We start from the raw sequence: 16,935 nt of genomic DNA, 5'->3' as shown, positions 1-16,935 counted from the left end.
AACCGGCTGCGTCATCCACAGGCGGCCGTCTTTCGCCGGCCGAGGCTGGCCTGGGCCTTGTGGCTGGGATGGTCGGTGCCGTCCAGGGCGAAGTAGCGCAGCGCGGTGAACTGGGTCTCGATCCGGTTCAGCCACGAGCTGTTGGTCGGCGTGTAGGCGATCTCGACGTTGTTCGCAGCGGCCCAGTCCCCGACCTCGGTGTCCTTCTTCGTGGTCAGGTGCGGGCTGTAGTTGTCGCAGACGATCGCTATCCGGGTCTCGGCCGGGTGTAGGGAGCGCAGGTAGCGGCAGAACTCCAGGAACTGCACGCGCTTCTTGCGGGGCTTGACGTGCCCGAACAGCTTGTCGTCTATGAGGTTGTAGGCGGCAAACAGGTGCCGGACGCCGTCGTATCGGTTGTAGGTGGCGCGCATCCGAGGCCGGGGCTCGCGGTCGCGGTCCTTGTGCTTTCCGCCGCGCTCGGCCCATTGCCGGCCCGGATGCGGCATCAGGTTCAGCGGCCCGAACTCGTCCAGGCACCATATGACCTGCGGCTCGTCCTGATCGGGGACCACTTCGCCGTCGGCGATCGCATACAGGTGCTCCACGCGGGCCTTCTTCGCCTCCTGCCAAGTCTGATGAACGCCGCCCTGTCGGCCGGACACACCACACAGACAGGGCGAACGTTGCCTGCTACGGCACTAGCCTGGCCAAGGTCTCGCCCCCCTGAGGAGGGCGGGGTGTCTTTCCAGGTAGGTGACGGCACAGGCCCGGCTGACGGTCGTGGCCTCGCGGAGCGCTAACGTCCGTGCGGTGACCGATCGACGCAGCACCCGGCCCAGGGTCGGGCTGACCAGGGCCAAGGTGCTCGACGCCGCGCTCGCGCTGGTGGACGCCGACGGTCTGGCCAAGCTGTCCATGCGCCGGCTCGGGGCCGCGCTCGGCGTCGAGGCGATGACGCTCTACCACTACGTGCCGAACAAGGACGCGCTGCTCGACGGCCTGGTCGAGCGGGTGGTTGAGCTGGTCGAGTGGCCGGCCCCGGCCCAGGGCACGCCGTGGCAGGAATGGCTGCGCGCGCTGGCCGTCGACTTCCGCGCGGTGCTGCTGCGGCACCCCGCCGTGGTGCCGTTGGTGGCGACCCGCCCGGTGTTCGAGCCCGCCGGGCTCGACGCGGTCGAGCGCGCGCTCGCGGTGCTCCGCGCGGCCGGGCTGACCGTGCGGCAGGCGCTGCACGCGCTGAACACGGTGACCACCTTCGTCGTCGGGCACGTGCTCGCCGAGGTCGGCGACACGCCGGGGCACGAGGACGCCGCCACCGACCCGGCCGCGCGGCTCGCCGACCTCGACGGGGAGCGGTACCCGCTGCTGGTCGCGGCGCTGCGGGAAGGGGCCGCCGACGACCACGCCGACCGGTTCCGGTTCGCCCTCGACGCCCTCGTGGTGGGGTTTGCCGGCGTTTCCTAGGTCGTGTGGTCGCCGGGGTGCCACAGTGGACGCCATGGCCAAGCCGTTCGCGTCCAGTGCCGACACCGCAGCCAAGACCGAGGACTTCACCGAGCTCGCGGACGGCGTGTACGCGCTGACCGCCGAGGGCGACCCCAACGTCGCCGCGATCGAGGCCGACGACTTCCTGGTGTGCTTCGAGGCGAGGGCCACCCCGGTGGCCGCGCGCGGCTGGCTGGACCGGCTGCGCCGGCACACCGACAAGCCGGTGCGCTACCTGGTGCTCAGCCACTACCACGCGGTCAGGACGCTCGGTGCGAGCGCGTTCGACGCCGAGCAGATCGTCGCGCACGAGCAGACCAGAGCGCTGATCGCGGAGCGCGGCGCGGCCGACTGGGCCAGCGAGTACGGGCGGATGCCCCGGCTGTTCGTCGAACCCGCGTCCATCCCCGGCCTGACCTGGCCGACGGTGACCTTCTCCGACCGCATGACGATCCAGCTCGGGCCGGCACGCGGCGAGCTGGTGCTGCGGCACTGCGGCCGGGGCCACACTGCAGGCGACATCGTGGCGTGGCTGCCGCAGCAGCGGATCCTGTTCGCCGGCGACCTCGTCGAGTCGCAGGCCGCGCTCTACACCGGGGACGCGTTCCACGACGAGTGGGCGACGTCCACATTGGACACCGTGACGGCGTTGGACGCCGAGGTGCTGGTCGGCGGGCGCGGCGCGGTGGCGCGCGGGCGCGAACAGGTGTCGGCGGCCATCGAGCAGAGCAGGCACTTCCTCGACGAGCTGCGCAGGACCGTGCGCGCCGCGCACGACAGCGGCGGCACCGTGCGGACGGCTTTCCTTGCCGCGCACGAGGTTCTCGAACCCCGCTACGGCGGCTGGCCGATCTTCGAGCACTGCCTGCCGTTCAACGTGCAGCGGTACTGGGACGAGCTCGACGGCATCGACTGGCCGAGGATCTGGACCGAGGAACGGGATCGCGAAGTGTGGGCGGCACTTCAGGAACAGTGATGCCGCAGCCGCCGGATCGCCGTTTTCTCGGTGTGGCAGGGGAGGACGGCGACGAGCGGCCGGTGCTCGTCGCCGGGGGCGGTCCCGTCGGGCTGGTCGCCGCGCTGCTGCTGGCCCGCAGCGGGGTGCCCAGCGTCGTGCTGGAGTCCGCGCCGCGCTGGGTTCCCGTCGGCAGCCGGTCCATCTGCGTGCAGCGGGACGTGCTGGATGTGTTGGCGCGCATCGGGATCGGCGATCAGGTCGTGGCGGCCGGCGTGACCTGGCGCCGGGGCCGCACCTACTACCGCGACCGGGAGGTGCTCACGATCGGCTTCCCCGAGTCGGCGACCGACGCGTTCCCGCCGTTCGTGAACACCCCGCAGACCACGGTGGAGCGGCTGCTCGCCGAGCAGGTGCTGGCCGAGCCGCTGATCGACCTGCGCTACGGGCACCGGGTGGTCGGGTTGACCCAGGACGAGTCCGGCGTGCTGGCCACGGTGTCGACGTCCAGCGGCCTGCGCGCGGTGGCCGGCAGCCACTGCGTGGCGGCGGACGGGATGAACTCGACCGTGCGCACGCAGCTCGACCTGCGCTTCGACGGCCACTCCTTCGGCGACAAGTTCCTCATCGCGGACATCCGGGCCGAGCTCGACTTTCCCGCGCCGGAGCGGCGGTTCTACTTCGACCCGCCGTGGAACCCCGGCCGGCAGGTGCTGGTGCACCCGCAGCCGGACAACGTCTGGCGGATCGACTGGCAGGTGCCGGCCGACTTCGACCTCGGCGCCGAGCAGTTCAGCGGGGCGCTGGACAGCCGGATCAGGGCGGTGCTCGGGGATCGGGACTACGAGATCGAGTGGCTGTCGGCCTACCGCTTCCACCAGCGGCTCGCTTCGCGCATGCGGGTCGGCCGGGTGCTGCTGGCCGGCGACGCCGCGCACGTGATGAGCCCGTTCGGCGCGCGGGGCCTGAACTCCGGCATGTGCGACGCGGACAACGCGGCGTGGAAGATCGCGTTCGACCGGGCCGGCCTCGCCGGTCCAGGGCTGCTGGAGTCCTACGAACTGGAGCGCCGCGCGGCGGCCGAGGAGAACCTGCGCGTCACCGGCGACACCATGCGGTTCCTGGTGCCAAGGACCGAGGCCGAGCGGGCGCGCCGCCGCGCGGTGCTGGAACGCAGCCTGCGCGACGAGTCGGCGCGCGCGGAGATCGACTCCGGCAAGCTCGCCGAGCCATTCTTCTACCTCGACTCGCCGCTGACCACGCGGGGCGACCCCGCCGCGCTGGCCGCGTTTCCCCGCGAGCCCGGCGTGGCCAGGCCCGCGCTGCCCGGGGTGCTGTGCCCCGACGGCGTGCTGCCCGACGGTCGTCGCCTGCGATCGTCCTTCGGGCCGGGGTTCACGGTGCTGGGCGACACCGTGCTGGGCGACGCGGCGGGCGTGCCGGCCGGGGCGCGGCTGGCGACGGCGTTGGGCATCGCCGACGGGGGAACCGCGCTGGTGCGACCGGACGGGCACCTGGCCGCTGTGCTGCCGGCTGGCGCGTCGCTGGAGCCTGCGCTGCGCCGTGCCACGGGGTTTGGCTGAGTCGGTGGGTCAGTTCGATTGGTCAGTACAGACACCTGGCCGCCGTGCTGTCGGCGGGTGCGTCGCTGGAGTCCGCGCTGCGCCGCGCCACGGGGTTTGGCTGAGTCGGTCGGTCAGTTTCCTCGGTTACCAACGACCGAGCTCGCGATCTTCCACACGCCGCCCTCGTTGACCAGGCCGTAGGTGGTGCGCTCTGACTCGGTGTGCCCGTCCTTGTAGACGTACCCGATCGTCGCGACCACCGAGGACGGCGGGGTCGCGACGACGTCGGACACGGTCACGTGGTCGATCGGCCGCCAGAAGCCCTGGTAGCCGGCCCGCCCACCAGCGTGGTTCTGCTGGTAGTCGGTGGTCATCAGGCCCCAGCCCTGGTCGAGGTCGCCGGGCACGATGCGGTAGTAGTCGGTGATTGCGCTGGTCAACTGTGTCGCGAGGTCCTGGGTGGGCGGTGCCGCCGAGGTCGCCGAGGTCGGCGGGGCAGTCGACGGCGCCGGGTTGGCCGGGGCGCCGGTGCCCGCGGTGGTGCCGGTCGCCGCCGAGGGCGCTGGCGACTGGCCGGACGCGGACGTCGTGGCCGAGTTCTGCACCGAGACGCCGCTGCCCGCGTCGTTCCGCGACCCCGAGTTCAGCGCGTACACGACGACGCCGGTGACCACCAGCACGGCCGTGACGAGCGCGGCGACGACGGCCCGCCGCCGCGTGTGCGGTGGCTCGGTCCCGGCCGGCAGGGGCTCGATGGCGCTCCGGTCGGGTTCCGTCGGCGTCGGGCCGACGGGGTCGAGCACCACGGGGGCCTGCACGGTCGGTTGCTCGGCCGCGACCGGCGGCGTGCTGACCGCGGCGGCCTGCGGCGGGTCCGCGAGCTCCGCGAGGGCCTCCAGCACCTGCTTGGCGTCCGTCGCGGTCGGCCGTGCGGCGGGATCCCGCTGGAGCAGCCAGTCCAGCGTGGCGGTCAGCTCGCCGGCGCGCTCCGGCTTCGGGGCGTCGCTGGTGGCGATCCGGTACAGCAGGGCGATCGCGTTGTCGCTGAAGCCGAACGGCGGCGCGCCCTCCACCGCCGCGTACAGCGTGGCGCCCAGGGAGTACAGGTCGCTGGCGAAGCTGGCGTCGTGGCCCTGGGCGACCTCGGGGGCCAGGTAGGCGGGCGTGCCGGCGAGCATGCCGGTCGCGGTCAGGGTGCCGTCGCCGGTGGCCCTTGAGATGCCGAAGTCGGTGAGCTTGGCGGTGCCGTCGGCGGCCATCAACACGTTGCCCGGCTTGACATCCCGGTGCACGATGCCGGCCTTGTGCGCGGCGGCCAGCGCGGACGCGATCTGCGCGCCGATCGCGGCCACCTCGTGCACCGGCAGGGCGCCCCGGTCGGCCAGCGTCGCGGACAGGCTCAGCGACGGCACGTACTCCATGATCAGGCACGGCTTGCCCTCGTGTTCGACCGCGTCGTACACGGCGATCGCGTTCGGGTGGTGCAGCCGGGCGGCCAGCCTGCCCTCGCGCACCGCCCTGCGGTGCGCCTCCTCGGTCTGCGCCGGGCTCATCCCCGCGTGCACCAACAGTTCCTTCACGGCGACCGTGCGGCGCAGCCGTTCGTCCTCGGCCTGCCAGACCACGCCCATCGCGCCGCTGCCGATCCGCGAGACCAGTCGGTAGCGCCGGGCGATCAGGTCTCCGTCGTTGGCCACGGCCGTCCTTCCACTGGTTGAAGTCCCATCCTGGTTCATCGTGCGAAAAATCGCACGAACGGGTGACGGCGATTCGCGACCTCGGCTCGTGTTCCGCCTCGCATGTGGCGGATTCGCGGTTAACTGGTGCGACTCGCGAAGCGGAGGTGCGGTGCCGGTAACCAGACGAACGCTGCTGCTGGCGGCAGGCGTCGGCGTGGCGTCCGCCGCGTTGGCCGGCTGCTCCACCCAACGACCGGCGCCACAGCCGACCTCGTCGACCCCGGTGCCGCCGCCGCCCCCGACGACGACAACCGCGCCGCCCCCGCCGGACTGGAACGCCTTGCGCGGCAAGGTTTCCGGCGGGTTGGTGCTGCCAGGCGACCCGGACTACGCCACGGCGCGGCACGGCTACAACCCGCTGTTCGACGACCGCAAACCGGCCGCCGTCGCCCGCTGCGCGACGCAGGCGGACGTGCAGGCCTGCGTCGCGGTCGCCGCCGAGTCGAGGCTGCCCGTCGCCGCCCGCAGCGGCGGACACAGCTACGCCGGCTACTCCAGCCCCGACGACGGGCTCGTGCTCGACCTCGCCGGCATGGCCGATGTCCAGGTGCGGCAGGACGGCACGGCCGTGGTCGGCGCGGGCGCGCGGCTCGCGGACGTCTACGCGGCGCTCGCGAAGGCGGGCCGCTGCCTGCCGGCGGGATCCTGCCCGACGGTCGGCGTCGCCGGGCTGACCCTCGGCGGCGGGATCGGCGTGCTGGCCAGGAAGTTCGGCCTGACCTGTGACCGGTTGACCTCGGCCGCCGTGGTGACCGCCGACGGCACGGCCCGCACGGCCTCGGCTGACTCGGAGCCGGAGCTGTTCTGGGCGCTGCGCGGCGGCGGCGGCGGCAACCTCGGCGTGGTCACCTCGTTCACCTTCGCCACCGAGCCCGCGCCCGAGCTCGCCGTGTTCTCGCTGAAGTTCCCCGCTGGCGCGGCGGCCGACGTGCTCGGCGGCTGGCAGGGCTGGATCGCGAACGCCCCCGACGAGCTGTGGGCCAACTGCGTCGTGCACGCCGGCGGCTCGCCCCAGGTCAGCGGCTGCTTCGTCGGCGGGTCCGCCGGCCTGAACCCGCTGCTGGACCGCCTGGTCGCCGCCACGACCCAGCCGACGAACCGGTTCGTCAGGGACCAGGCCTACCTCGACGCGATGCGGTTCTTCGCCGGTGACGCGAACGCCCCGAGGGAGTCCTTCGTCGCCTCGGCGCGGATCCTGGGCGCGCCGCTGTCCGACCCGGCCGCCGCGGTCGCGTCGCTGTCCGGGCTGTCCGGGGTCGACCTGCTGTTCGACGGGCTCGGCGGCGCGGTCGCCAGGACGCCGGCCGACGCCACCGCGTTCCCGCACCGCTCCGCCCTGGCCAGCGTGCAGATCTACGCCAACGCGGCGGGCGGGGCGCAGCGGGCGACGCAGGAGGTCGACCAGGTCCGCGCCGCGCTCGGCAACCTGCTCGGCCCGTCCAGCTACGTCAACTACATCGACCCGACCCTGCCCGACTGGGCGACCGCCTACTACGGCGGCAACCTCGCCAGGCTCCGAGCGGCCGCGCATAAGTACGACCCGAACGGCGTGTTCGCCTTCGCCCAGGGACTCACCAAGGCCTGACGCGGCGATACGGGAAAGCCTGACGCCCCAACGGAAACCTAGAGTTCGATGCCGGTGAGCACCATGACCCGCTCCTCGGTGAAGTCCGCCATCGCCGAGCGCACGCCCTCGCGCCCGAACCCGGAGCCCTTCACGCCGCCGTAGGGCATCTGGTCGGCGCGGTAGGACGGCACGTCGCCGATGATCACGCCGCCGACCTCCAGCTCGGCCGCCGCGCGGAAGGCCACCCGCACGTCCCTGGTGAACACGCCGGCCTGCAACCCGAACTGCGAGTCGTTGACCTGCGCCAGCGCCTCCTCGACGCCGTCGACCACGGACAGCGCCAGCACCGGGCCGAACACCTCCTCGGTCCACACCTTCGCGTCGCTCGGCACGTCGGCGAGCACGGTCGGCTCGACCGTGGCCCCGTCGCGGCCGCCGCCGGCCAGCAGCTTCGCGCCCGCCGAGGTCGCCTCGGCCACCCACTCCTCGACGCGCTTCGCCGCGGCCTCGTCGACCAGCGGGCCGACCTCGACGTCGGGGTCGTGCGGGTTGCCGGTGCGCAGCGCCAGCACGGCGTCCAGCAGCTTCGGCACGAACTCCTCGGCGACGGCCGCGTCGACCAGCACCCGCTGCACAGCGATGCAGGACTGGCCGCCCTGGTAGTTGCCGTACAGCGCGATCCGCTTGGCCGCGAAGTCCAGGTCCGTCCAGTCGGCGCACACCACGGCGGCCGCGTTGCCGCCGAGCTCCAACACGACGTGCTTGCGCGGCGCGGCGTCCATCAGCGACCAGCCGACCGGGCCGGACCCGGTGAACGACACCACCGGCAGCCGCTCGTCGCGGACCAGCCTGCCGGTCTCGTCGTTGTCGACGGGCAGCACCGAGAACGCGCCGTCGGGCAGCTCGGTCTCGGCGAGCAGCTCGCCGAGCAGCAGCGCGGACAGCGGGGTCCTCGGCGCGGGCTTGACGATGATCGGCGCGCCGACCGCGAGCGCGGGCGCGACCTTGTGCGCCACCAGGTTCAGCGGGAAGTTGAACGGCGCGATGCCGAGCACCGGGCCGCGCGGCACGCGGCGGACGACCGCGAGCCTGCCGTCAGCGGCCGGGTCGGTGTCCAGCCGCTGAAGGTCGCCGGTGAACCGGCGCGCCTCCTCCGCGGCGATCCGGAACGTGGCGACGGCCCTGGTCACCTCGCCCATCGCCCACTTCAGCGGCTTGCCGTTCTCCGCCGTGATGGTCTCGGCGACCTCCTCGGCGCGCGCGTGCAGCGACCGCGACACGTGCTCCAACGCGGCCGCCCGCAGGTGCGCAGGGCTGCTGCGGAACTCCCGTGCCACCGAGGCCGCCGAGGCGACCGCGCGTTCGACCTGCTCGGGGCCCGGCACGGCGACGGTGGCGACCTCGGTGCCGTCGTACGGGTGGCGCACGGTCAGCTGCCGTGCGCCCTGCTCAGGCCGCCCTGCGATCCAGCACGGGCGAGGCTGCGGGGTGATCGCGTCCATGGGGAACACCGTAGGCCCGCGCGCCAGCCCGAGGCCATCACTGGCGAATGGGCTAGAATGTGCTCGGCAGACCGATGTTGGTGGCTAGGGTTCCGCCGTCGCTCGCGACGGGTCTGGTTCGAGCGCCACGGAAAGCCGGCGCTCCGCGTCGGCAGGCATCTCCGGGATAGAAACCCAGGGAGGGACCGGTCGGCACACGACTGTGTGCCGAGAGGGTCCCGATGCCGCATCAACGACCTTCTCTCGGCCCAACTCGGGACTATGGAAGGTGAGCCGTTGACCGCCAGTCAGCATCGGCCCGTTCTCGTCATCGACTTCGGCGCCCAGTACGCCCAGCTCATCGCCAGGCGGGTGCGTGAGGCGCAGATCTACTCGGAGGTCATGCCGCACACCGCGAGCGTGGCTGAGCTGTTGGCCAAGGACCCGGCCGCGATCATCCTGTCCGGCGGCCCGTCCAGCGTGTACGCCGACGGCGCGCCGAGCGTCGACCCCGCGCTGTTCGAGGCCGGCGTGCCGGTGTTCGGCATCTGCTACGGCTTCCAGGCCATGGCCGGCGCGCTCGGCGGTTCCGTCGAGCAGACCGGCACCAGGGAGTTCGGCCGCACCGAGCTTGCCGTGACCGGCGCTGGCGGGTCGCTGCACGAGGAGCTGCCCGGCCGCCACCCGGTGTGGATGAGCCACGGCGACAGCGTGACCAAGGCCCCAGACGGCTTCACCGTCACCGCGACCAGCGAGGGCGCCCCGGTCGCCGCGTTCGAGGACGTGGCGCGCCGCTTCGCCGGCGTGCAGTACCACCCCGAGGTCGCGCACTCCCCGCACGGCCAGGAGGTGCTGCGCCGCTTCCTGCACGAGATCGCCGGCATCCGCCCGCAGTGGACGACCTCGTCGATCGTCGGCGAGCAGGTCGAGCGGATCCGCGCCCAGGTCGGCGACGGCAGCGCGATCTGCGGGCTGTCCGGCGGAGTCGACTCCGCCGTCGCGGCCGCGCTGGTCCAGCGGGCCATCGGCGACCGCCTCACCTGCGTGTTCGTCGACCACGGCCTGCTGCGTGCCGGCGAGCGCGCCCAGGTCGAGCGGGACTTCGTCGCCGCGACCGGGGTCAAGCTGGTCACCGTCGACGCCCGCGAGCGGTTCATGTCCGCGCTGGCCGGAGTGACCGACCCCGAGCAGAAGCGCAAGATCATCGGCCGCGAGTTCATCCGCGTCTTCGAGCAGGCCGCCCAGGACGTGCAGGACGCGGCGGGCGAGCACGGCGAGACCTTCGGCTTCCTGGTGCAGGGCACCCTCTACCCGGACGTGGTGGAGTCCGGCGGCGGCGCGGGCGCGGCCAACATCAAGAGCCACCACAACGTCGGCGGCCTGCCGGAGGACCTCGAGTTCGAGCTGGTCGAGCCGCTGCGCGCGCTGTTCAAGGACGAGGTGCGCAGGGTCGGCCTCGAGCTGGGCCTGCCGGAGACGATCGTGCACCGGCAGCCGTTCCCCGGCCCCGGCCTCGGCATCCGGATCATCGGCGAGGTCACCGCGGAGCGGCTGGAGATCCTGCGGGCCGCGGACTCCATCGCCCGCGAGGAGCTGACCGCGGCCGGCCTCGACCGCGACATCTGGCAGTGCCCGGTCGTGCTGCTCGCGGACGTGCGCAGCGTCGGCGTGCAGGGCGACGGCCGCACCTACGGCCACCCCGTGGTGCTGCGCCCGGTGTCCAGTGAGGACGCGATGACGGCGGACTGGACCCGGCTGCCCTACGACGCGCTGGAGCGCATCTCGACGCGGATCACCAACGAGGTCGCCGAGGTGAACCGCGTGGTGCTGGACGTGACGAGCAAGCCGCCGGGCACCATCGAGTGGGAATGACCTGACCAACGCCTCGGCCCCGGTCGCCCTTGCGGGGCAACCGGGGCCGAGGCGTGTGCGAGGGGAGAGCGCGCTACTTGCGGCGGCGCAGCGAGCTGGCGAGGAAGAGGATCCCGACGAGGGTCGCGCCGCCGGCGATCAGCCACTTCGGGTTCGCCATCGGGAGCGACACCGCGCCGTCGGTGATGACGTAGGCCGACACCATCAGCGTGACGATGCCCGCGATCATGGTGAACACGTCCAGGCCCCTCGGCCTGCCCTCCACGTTGCGATCAGCCACGACGCACCTCCACGTCTCCTGAGCCGGCGTGCACGTCCAGCTCGATCTTCAGTCCACCCGAGCCGGGCTCGGTGACGTTCGCCCTCAGGTCGCTGCCGTTGCTCTGGTGGTCGAGGCAGTCGACCGCGCCGAACCCGGTCGAGCAGTGCACCTCGACGGCGGCGTTGGTCGGTACCTGCACCATCGCCTTGCCGACGCCGACGTCGACCTTCGTGTGCACGGTGCCGGTGCCGGTCAGCCCGGTCAGGTCGAGCTGGATGTCGCCGAGTGACTGCTCGTAGCGCGGCGCCACGCCCGCCACGGTGGTCGGCGCCGCGCGGAGCTCGCCAGCGCCGTTCCAGTGCTCGACGGTGGACGAGGTGAGGGCGATGCCGACGACGGACAGCGGCAGCGCCAGCCAGAACAGCCCCCGGCCGCCCCGCACGAACGAGCCGCCGACCATGCCGAGCCCGAGGATGGCGAGCACCACGCCGACCATGTGCCGGCCGGTGAGCCAGTCGCCGCCTGCCGCCGAGGCCACCAGCATGCCGGCGACGGCGAGCAGCGAGATGCCGACGGTCGCCGGGCCGACCTTGGACTTGCGGCGCGGCGGGGGCGGCGGTTCCTGCTGCGTTGGCGGCGCGCTCGGCTCCGGCAGGTCCCACGCGAACGGCGCGGCGCCGAGCGGATCCCACGCCGGCGGCGTGGTCGGCGCGTCGTCAGCGGGCCTGCTGTCGACGGGCGCGTCGACGCCGCTGCTTGCCGAGGCGGTGGCCGCGGTGGCCGCCGTGGACGCGGCCGGGGCGCCGGCGGCGCTTGGCGCGGACGACTCGGTCGGGGTCGGCCGGAACAGGTGGCCCCGGCTGCGGTGCAGCACGTAGGCGCCAGCGCAGACCAGCAGCACCGTCATCAGCGTGCCGAAGTCGCCGCCGAAGCCGCCGTGGAACAGGTAGCTGGTGGCGGGGATCAGCGCGATGCACAGCAGCACCGTGAACCCCGTCGAGGTGGAGCTGCGCCCCTTGTTGATCATCGACTCGAACGGCGAGACCTCGTCGTCCTCGTCGGCGAGGAACAGCCAGCCGAGCAGGTACAGCACGATGCCGATCCCGCCGTAGAACGCGCTGACCACCAGTGCGACCCGCACGATCACCGGGTCGATGCCGTAGCGCCGCGCGATGCCCGCCGCGACCCCGGCGACCTTGCGGCCCTGCCGTTGTCGCCGTGGTCGCGTCGACCAGAAGTCCTTGAGCGTGTCTTCCACGCTGCTCTGCGATCCGTCTCTCCCGCTCACGGTGACGAGCATGCGTCAGCACGCCGGTTCGTCGCATCGGGGACGCCCCTGATCCTCGCCCCGGAACCCTCTCGGGGGCGTTCCCTGATGACCAGCTCGCGCGCACGTGTGACCATTCGAGGGTGAGTTCCCAGGTGGAACCGGCCGAAGAGCCGGCGGAGGACCGTTCGCCCGTGCGCGTCGAGCAGACGCCGCTGCGGCGGCGGCGATCCGGGCGGGTGATCGCCGGGGTCGCCGGCGGGCTCGCCGACCACCTCGGCATCGAGGTGTTCTGGGTGCGCGCCCTGTTCGCCGTGCTCGCCGCGCTCGGTGGCGCCGGGGTGGTGGCCTACGGCCTGTTCTGGGCGTTCGCGCCGCAGGCGCCCCCTGGCGGCCGGGAACCGGAGACCACCGCCAAGGAACGCCAGCAGGCCATCGGCCTCGCCGCGCTCGGCGTTGGCCTGGCCATCGTGGTCGGGCTGATCAGCAGCACGGTCTCCGGCTGGGTGACCGGCCCGCTCGGCGTCACGCTGGTCGGCGCGGCGGTGGTGTGGCGCGAGGCCGACGAGACGCAGCGCCGCCGCTGGAAGGACGGCGCGCGGTCCGGCGTGTTCGGGGCCATCATCGGCAGCGGCGGCGGCCGCAGCGGCCTGGTCCGGATGCTGGCCGGTGTCGTGCTGGTCACCACGGGCATCGCGGTGTTCCTGATCAACAGCAAGAACCTCGACCAGCTCCAGTTCGTGCTGCTGGCCGTGTTCGCCACGCTGATCGGCGTCGCGGTGCTGACCGTGCCGTGGTGGCTCAAGCTCATGCGGGACCTGCGCGAGGAGCGGCGGGCGCGCATTCGCACCGAGGAGCGCGCCGAGATCGCCGCGCACCTGCACGACTCGGTGCTCCAGACGCTCGCGCTGATCCAGAAGCAGGCGGACGCGCCGCGCGAGGTGCTGCGGCTGGCCAGGGGCCAGGAACGGCAGCTGCGCGGCTGGCTGTACGGGCCGTCGGGCTACGGGCGCGGCCGGCCGGTCAACCAGGCGGGCGACGGCGAGGACGGCGCCCTCGGCACGCTGTCCGAGGCCGTCGCGGCGGCCTGCGGCGAGGTGGAGGACACCTTCGCGATCCGGGTGCAGCAGGTGGTGGTCGGCGACTGCCCGCTGGACACGACGCTGATCCCGGTGGTGCAGGCGGCGCGCGAGGCGATCGTGAACGCGGCCAAGCACGCCGGGGTCGCCGAGGTCAGCGTCTACGCCGAGGTCGAGTCGGACCGGGTGACCATCTTCGTGCGCGACCGGGGCAAGGGCTTCGACCCGGACACGGTCCCCGAGGACCGGCATGGGCTCGCCGACTCGATCCAGGGCAGGATGGGCAGGCACGGCGGCGAGGTCCGGCTGCGCACCGCGCCCGGCGAGGGCACCGAGGTGCAGCTGGAGATGCCGAGGAAGCTCACGAAGGAGGCCAAGGCGTGACGTCGACCGATGGACAGGCCGCACCGGCGAAGGCACCCGTCCGGGTCTTCCTGGTTGACGACCACGCGCTGTTCCGCGCCGGGGTGCGCGCCGAGCTCGACTCCATCACCAGCGAGATCGAGGTGGTCGGCGAGGCTGGCTCGGTCGGCGAGGCCGTCAGCGGCATTGCGCACCACAGGCCGGACGTGGTGCTGCTCGACGTGCACATGCCCGACGGCGGTGGCGCCGAGGTGCTGCGCAGGTCGCGCAAGGAGCAGCCAGACGTGGTGTTCCTCGCGCTGTCGGTGTCCGACGCCGCCGAGGACGTCATCGCGGTGATCAGGGCAGGCGCGCGGGGCTATGTCACCAAGACCATCTCCAGCCAGGAGCTGGTGCGCGCGGTGTGCCGGGTGGCCGAGGGCGACGCGGTGTTCTCGCCGAGGCTGGCCGGGTTCGTGCTGGACGCCTTCGCGGAGCGTCCAGGGGCCGCCCCGATCAGCGATCCGGAGCTGGACCTGCTGACCCCCAGGGAGCGGGACGTGCTGCGGCTGCTGGCCAGGGGCTACGCCTACAAGGAGATCGCCTCCGAGCTGTTCATCTCGGTGAAGACCGTCGAGACGCACGTGTCCAGCGTGCTGCGCAAGACGCAGCTGTCCAACCGCTACGAGCTGTCCAGGTGGGCGTCGGACCGTCGCCTGGTCTGACCGCCCACCCCCCTGACCCGCCCGAGTTCGGCCGCGGGCGCGGCCGGATCGGGCGGCGTCAGTTGGTGGAGGCGAGCCTGGCCAGCTCCTCGTCGAAGTCGACCCACAGGTGCTCGTCACCGGGCGGGACCAGGTCGTAGCTGCGGTCCAGGAAGTCGGCCAGGTCCTCGGCCGACGCGGTCAGCACGGCGTGCCCCCCTGGCGTGACCAGCTCGACCAGCACCAGCTCGGGGTCCTCGGTGGACGGGCGGACCCGGATGTCGCCCTCGCCGGCGGCCGCGATCAGGCCGTCGGCCAGCAGCTCGCGGGCGAACATCCACTCGACGACGCCCTGCCCGGTGTGGAAGCGGACGCCCATCGCGTAGGGGTCCTCGGTGTCGTACCGCAGCCGAGCGTCGATGGGCACGGCGGGTGTGCCGGGCGCCAGCAGGCCGAAGGTCATGGTCGCGTTGATGGCGGTGTGGTCGTTGGTCGCGCTGGTGTCGCTCATGATCGTGATCCTTCCCCTGTCGTCCCCGGTGGGGACTGACCCGTTACGACAGTGGGACGCGCGAACTCCCGTGCAGCTACGTCATTGCCCCGAAGACCACGCTTATGGATGAGACCGCCGTCTCAGTCGGCCCTCGCGGCGGTCGGCTGAACGGCCGAAGCGACCGCCTCAGCCGCCGTCACGGCGCCTGCCGGCTCGGAGGGCCCGGCGAGCGTCGTCACGGCGCTGTCGGCGGCCGGTGTCGGCGCGGCCTTGCGTCGCCTGGTCAGCGCGACACCGACCAGGACGACCACCATGCCGGCCACGACGCGCAGGTTCAAGTCCTCGTGCAGGAAAGCCGCCCCGAGTAGGACGGACACCACGGGCAGCAGGTAGCCGACGGTCGTCGCGTTCGTCGCGCCCTCGTCGGCGATGAGCCGGTAGTTGATCGCCTGCGCGATGCCGGTGCCGAACACGCCGAGGACGGCGACCGCGAGCAGCACGGCGGGGCTCAGGTGCATGGGCTGGAGGCCGGCGACCGGCACGACCAGCACGGTCAGCCCGGTCGCGAAGACCAGCGTCGCCGAGGACAGCGCGGCGGGCGGCAGCCCGAGGCCGGACAGGAACTTGCCGATGTAGGTGTAGGCGACCGCGTAGCTGGCCGCGGCGGCGAGGCACGCCACGGAGCCCCAGCTGGCCAGCCCGGCGGCCTGCCACGGCGCGAAGATCAGCAGGGTGCCGACGAAGCCGAGCACCAGCCCGACCAGCCGGACCGGGTTGAGCCGGCGTTCGAGGCCGGCCAGCACGCCGAACAGCAGCGCCCACAGCGGGGTGGTCGAGTTGAGCACCCCGGCGACGCCGGAGTCGACCGACTGCTCGCCGAGGGGGAACAGCACGAACGGGATCAGGCTGCCGAACAGCGCCACCGCGGCGAAGTGCTTCCACAGCCTCCGGTCGCTCGGCAGCCGCTGGCCGCGCGAGTAGCACAGGGCCACCAGCACGACGCCGCCGAGCGCGGTGCGGATCAGCGCGATCTGCACCGGGGACAGGCCGCCGAGGGCGAGCTTGATCCACAGAAAGCTGGAACCCCACATCAGAGCCAGCAGCCCCATCCGGATCAGTGACCCCGGTGACCCCATGACCTTGCCCCTTTCGCCTCCCATACTTTGCGTGGGGAAACTGAGAAGGACAAGTGAATAGAACTACAGCGACCGTTAAGGACAGCTGTAATGTCGCGGCCATGCTCGACGTGCGCAGAATGCAGGTGCTGCGGGCCGTGGTGACCTCCGGCTCGATCACCGCCGCCGCGACGAACCTCGGCTACACGCCGTCCGCGATCAGCCAACAGGTTGCCACACTGGAGAAACAGGCCGGCGTGGCGCTGCTGGAGCGGGTCGGCAGGGGCGTCCGGCCGACGGCGGCAGGACGGCTGCTTACCGAGCACGCCGCCGTCATCACCGACCAGCTCGCCGAGGCGGAGACCGCGCTCGCCGACCTGCGCGCCGGGCGCACCGGGCTGCTGCGCGTGCGGTACTTCGCCAGCGCGGGCGCAGCCCTCGTGCCGCCAGCCGTCGCCGCGTTCCGGCGCGACTACCCGGATGTCCGGCTCGACCTGAAGGTCACCGAGCCGGACGACCCGCTGCCCGAGGTCGAGGCTGGCCGCGCCGACCTGGCGATCGTGGTGTTCCCGCGAAGCGTCGAGCCGGCGCGCGGGGTGCGGCTGGTGCACCTGCTCGACGACCCCTACGTGGCCCTGCTGCCGCGCGGCCACGAGCTGGCCCGCAAGCGGGTGGTCGACCTCGCCGACCTGGCCGAGGACCAGTGGGTCGACGCGATCTTCCCGGCCGGGCCGTGCCGCGACCTCATGCGCAACGCCTGCGCCGAGGCCGGGTTCACGCCGAAGGTGGTCGTCGAGGGCGACGACTTCCCGACCTCGCAGGGGTTCGTCGCGGCCGGGCTGGGTGTGGCGATCGTGCCCAAGCTCAGCCTCGGCAGCGTGCACCCCGGCGTGCTGGTGCGGCGGCTGCGCCGCCCGCAGCCGCTGCGCAGCATCTACGCGGCCGTGCGCGACGAGGCCGCCGACCAGCCATCGGTGCGCGGCCTGATCGACGCCCTGACGATGGCGGTCAAGGCGGCCGACTAGCA

Annotated in this window: 15 protein-coding genes; 8 read left to right on the top strand and 7 right to left on the bottom strand. The window is 72.8% G+C overall.

Annotated features, from left to right (window positions below; translation table 11 throughout):
• Nucleotides 1-11: 11 nt before the first annotated feature.
• Entirely contained in the window at nt 12-587 is a 576-nt protein-coding gene (locus tag F0L68_RS06075) for a transposase (protein ID WP_223198544.1), read from the bottom strand.
• 205 nt (nt 588-792) lie between these two features.
• Between F0L68_RS06075 and F0L68_RS06070 the strand changes: the two genes are divergently transcribed.
• The 3 genes from F0L68_RS06070 to F0L68_RS06060 are packed head-to-tail and all read left to right on the top strand — an operon-like array spanning nt 793 to nt 4,005.
• Nucleotides 793-1,446 carry a TetR/AcrR family transcriptional regulator C-terminal domain-containing protein gene (locus F0L68_RS06070; RefSeq protein ID WP_223198543.1) on the top strand — a complete coding sequence of 218 codons (654 nt, stop codon included), beginning with the start codon at nt 793-795 and terminating at the stop codon, nt 1,444-1,446.
• A gap of 34 nt (nt 1,447-1,480) precedes the next feature.
• A complete protein-coding gene (locus tag F0L68_RS06065) occupies nt 1,481-2,443 on the top strand; it encodes an MBL fold metallo-hydrolase (RefSeq protein ID WP_149848462.1) in 963 nt (320 codons plus the stop codon).
• On the top strand, nt 2,443-4,005 hold the full coding sequence (locus tag F0L68_RS06060) for an FAD-dependent monooxygenase (protein WP_149848461.1): 1,563 nt from the start codon (nt 2,443-2,445) through the stop codon (nt 4,003-4,005). The genes F0L68_RS06065 and F0L68_RS06060 overlap by 1 nt, the downstream gene beginning before the upstream one ends.
• Before the next feature lie 113 nt (nt 4,006-4,118).
• On the opposite strand, the gene F0L68_RS06055 is transcribed toward F0L68_RS06060, so the two are convergent.
• Nucleotides 4,119-5,684: a serine/threonine-protein kinase gene (locus F0L68_RS06055; protein WP_149848460.1), complete on the bottom strand. Its 1,566-nt coding sequence runs from the start codon at nt 5,682-5,684 to the stop codon at nt 4,119-4,121.
• 151 nt (nt 5,685-5,835) lie between these two features.
• Between F0L68_RS06055 and F0L68_RS06050 the strand changes: the two genes are divergently transcribed.
• The gene (locus F0L68_RS06050) at nt 5,836-7,311 is read left to right on the top strand and encodes an FAD-binding oxidoreductase (RefSeq protein ID WP_149848459.1); all 1,476 of its coding nucleotides are present in this window, start codon (nt 5,836-5,838) and stop codon (nt 7,309-7,311) included.
• 38 nt (nt 7,312-7,349) lie between these two features.
• Here F0L68_RS06050 and F0L68_RS06045 read toward each other — a convergent pair whose 3' ends face one another.
• The gene (locus tag F0L68_RS06045) at nt 7,350-8,795 is read right to left on the bottom strand and encodes an aldehyde dehydrogenase family protein (RefSeq protein ID WP_149848458.1); all 1,446 of its coding nucleotides are present in this window, start codon (nt 8,793-8,795) and stop codon (nt 7,350-7,352) included.
• A gap of 276 nt (nt 8,796-9,071) precedes the next feature.
• Here F0L68_RS06045 and guaA point away from each other — a divergent pair, with 276 nt between their 5' ends.
• Nucleotides 9,072-10,646: a glutamine-hydrolyzing GMP synthase gene (gene guaA, locus F0L68_RS06040; RefSeq protein ID WP_223198542.1), complete on the top strand. Its 1,575-nt coding sequence runs from the start codon at nt 9,072-9,074 to the stop codon at nt 10,644-10,646.
• Nucleotides 10,647-10,719: 73 nt separating this feature from the next.
• On the opposite strand, the gene F0L68_RS06035 is transcribed toward guaA, so the two are convergent.
• Together F0L68_RS06035 and F0L68_RS06030 are read right to left on the bottom strand one after the other, a co-directional pair.
• On the bottom strand, nt 10,720-10,926 hold the full coding sequence (locus tag F0L68_RS06035) for a hypothetical protein (protein ID WP_149848456.1): 207 nt from the start codon (nt 10,924-10,926) through the stop codon (nt 10,720-10,722).
• Nucleotides 10,919-12,196 (bottom strand): PspC domain-containing protein, encoded by a 1,278-nt coding sequence (locus F0L68_RS06030; protein WP_223198541.1) that lies wholly within the window; start codon nt 12,194-12,196, stop codon nt 10,919-10,921. Before F0L68_RS06030 ends, F0L68_RS06035 begins: the two co-directional genes overlap by 8 nt.
• Nucleotides 12,197-12,318: 122 nt before the next feature.
• Between F0L68_RS06030 and F0L68_RS06025 the strand changes: the two genes are divergently transcribed.
• Both F0L68_RS06025 and F0L68_RS06020 read left to right on the top strand, forming a co-directional pair.
• A complete protein-coding gene (locus tag F0L68_RS06025; RefSeq protein ID WP_149848454.1) occupies nt 12,319-13,638 on the top strand; it encodes a PspC domain-containing protein in 1,320 nt (439 codons plus the stop codon).
• Nucleotides 13,635-14,321, top strand: a complete 687-nt coding sequence (locus F0L68_RS06020) for a response regulator (protein ID WP_149848453.1) — start codon at nt 13,635-13,637, stop codon at nt 14,319-14,321. Before F0L68_RS06025 ends, F0L68_RS06020 begins: the two co-directional genes overlap by 4 nt.
• 58 nt (nt 14,322-14,379) lie before the next feature.
• Here F0L68_RS06020 and F0L68_RS06015 read toward each other — a convergent pair whose 3' ends face one another.
• Together F0L68_RS06015 and F0L68_RS06010 are read right to left on the bottom strand one after the other, a co-directional pair.
• Nucleotides 14,380-14,811 carry an SsgA family sporulation/cell division regulator gene (locus tag F0L68_RS06015; RefSeq protein WP_149848452.1) on the bottom strand — a complete coding sequence of 144 codons (432 nt, stop codon included), beginning with the start codon at nt 14,809-14,811 and terminating at the stop codon, nt 14,380-14,382.
• Nucleotides 14,812-14,933: 122 nt separating this feature from the next.
• Complete coding sequence (locus F0L68_RS06010; RefSeq protein WP_149848451.1) at nt 14,934-15,929, bottom strand: DMT family transporter; 996 nt, start codon at nt 15,927-15,929, stop codon at nt 14,934-14,936.
• Between the two features lie 101 nt (nt 15,930-16,030).
• Between F0L68_RS06010 and F0L68_RS06005 the strand changes: the two genes are divergently transcribed.
• Nucleotides 16,031-16,933, top strand: coding sequence for a LysR family transcriptional regulator (locus tag F0L68_RS06005; RefSeq protein WP_149848450.1), 903 nt, complete (start codon nt 16,031-16,033; stop codon nt 16,931-16,933).
• The last annotated feature ends 2 nt before the right edge of the window (nt 16,934-16,935 follow it).

This window comes from Solihabitans fulvus (assembly GCF_008386585.1).
Lineage (GTDB): Bacteria > Actinomycetota > Actinomycetes > Mycobacteriales > Pseudonocardiaceae > Solihabitans > Solihabitans fulvus.
Note: the sequence above shows the minus strand (reverse complement) of the source record. Positions and strands in the feature narration are given on the sequence as shown.

Excerpts from the sequence above, each read along its gene's own strand:
- F0L68_RS06065 (WP_149848462.1), top strand. The coding sequence starts at position 1,481 with ATGGCCAAGCCGTTCGCGTCCAGTGCCGACACCGCAGCCAAGACCGAG.
- F0L68_RS06060 (WP_149848461.1), top strand. The coding sequence starts at position 2,443 with ATGCCGCAGCCGCCGGATCGCCGTTTTCTCGGTGTGGCAGGGGAGGAC.
- F0L68_RS06045 (WP_149848458.1), bottom strand. The coding sequence starts at position 8,795 with ATGGACGCGATCACCCCGCAGCCTCGCCCGTGCTGGATCGCAGGGCGG.
- F0L68_RS06015 (WP_149848452.1), bottom strand. The coding sequence starts at position 14,811 with ATGAGCGACACCAGCGCGACCAACGACCACACCGCCATCAACGCGACC.
- F0L68_RS06010 (WP_149848451.1), bottom strand. The coding sequence starts at position 15,929 with ATGGGGTCACCGGGGTCACTGATCCGGATGGGGCTGCTGGCTCTGATG.
- F0L68_RS06005 (WP_149848450.1), top strand. The coding sequence starts at position 16,031 with ATGCTCGACGTGCGCAGAATGCAGGTGCTGCGGGCCGTGGTGACCTCC.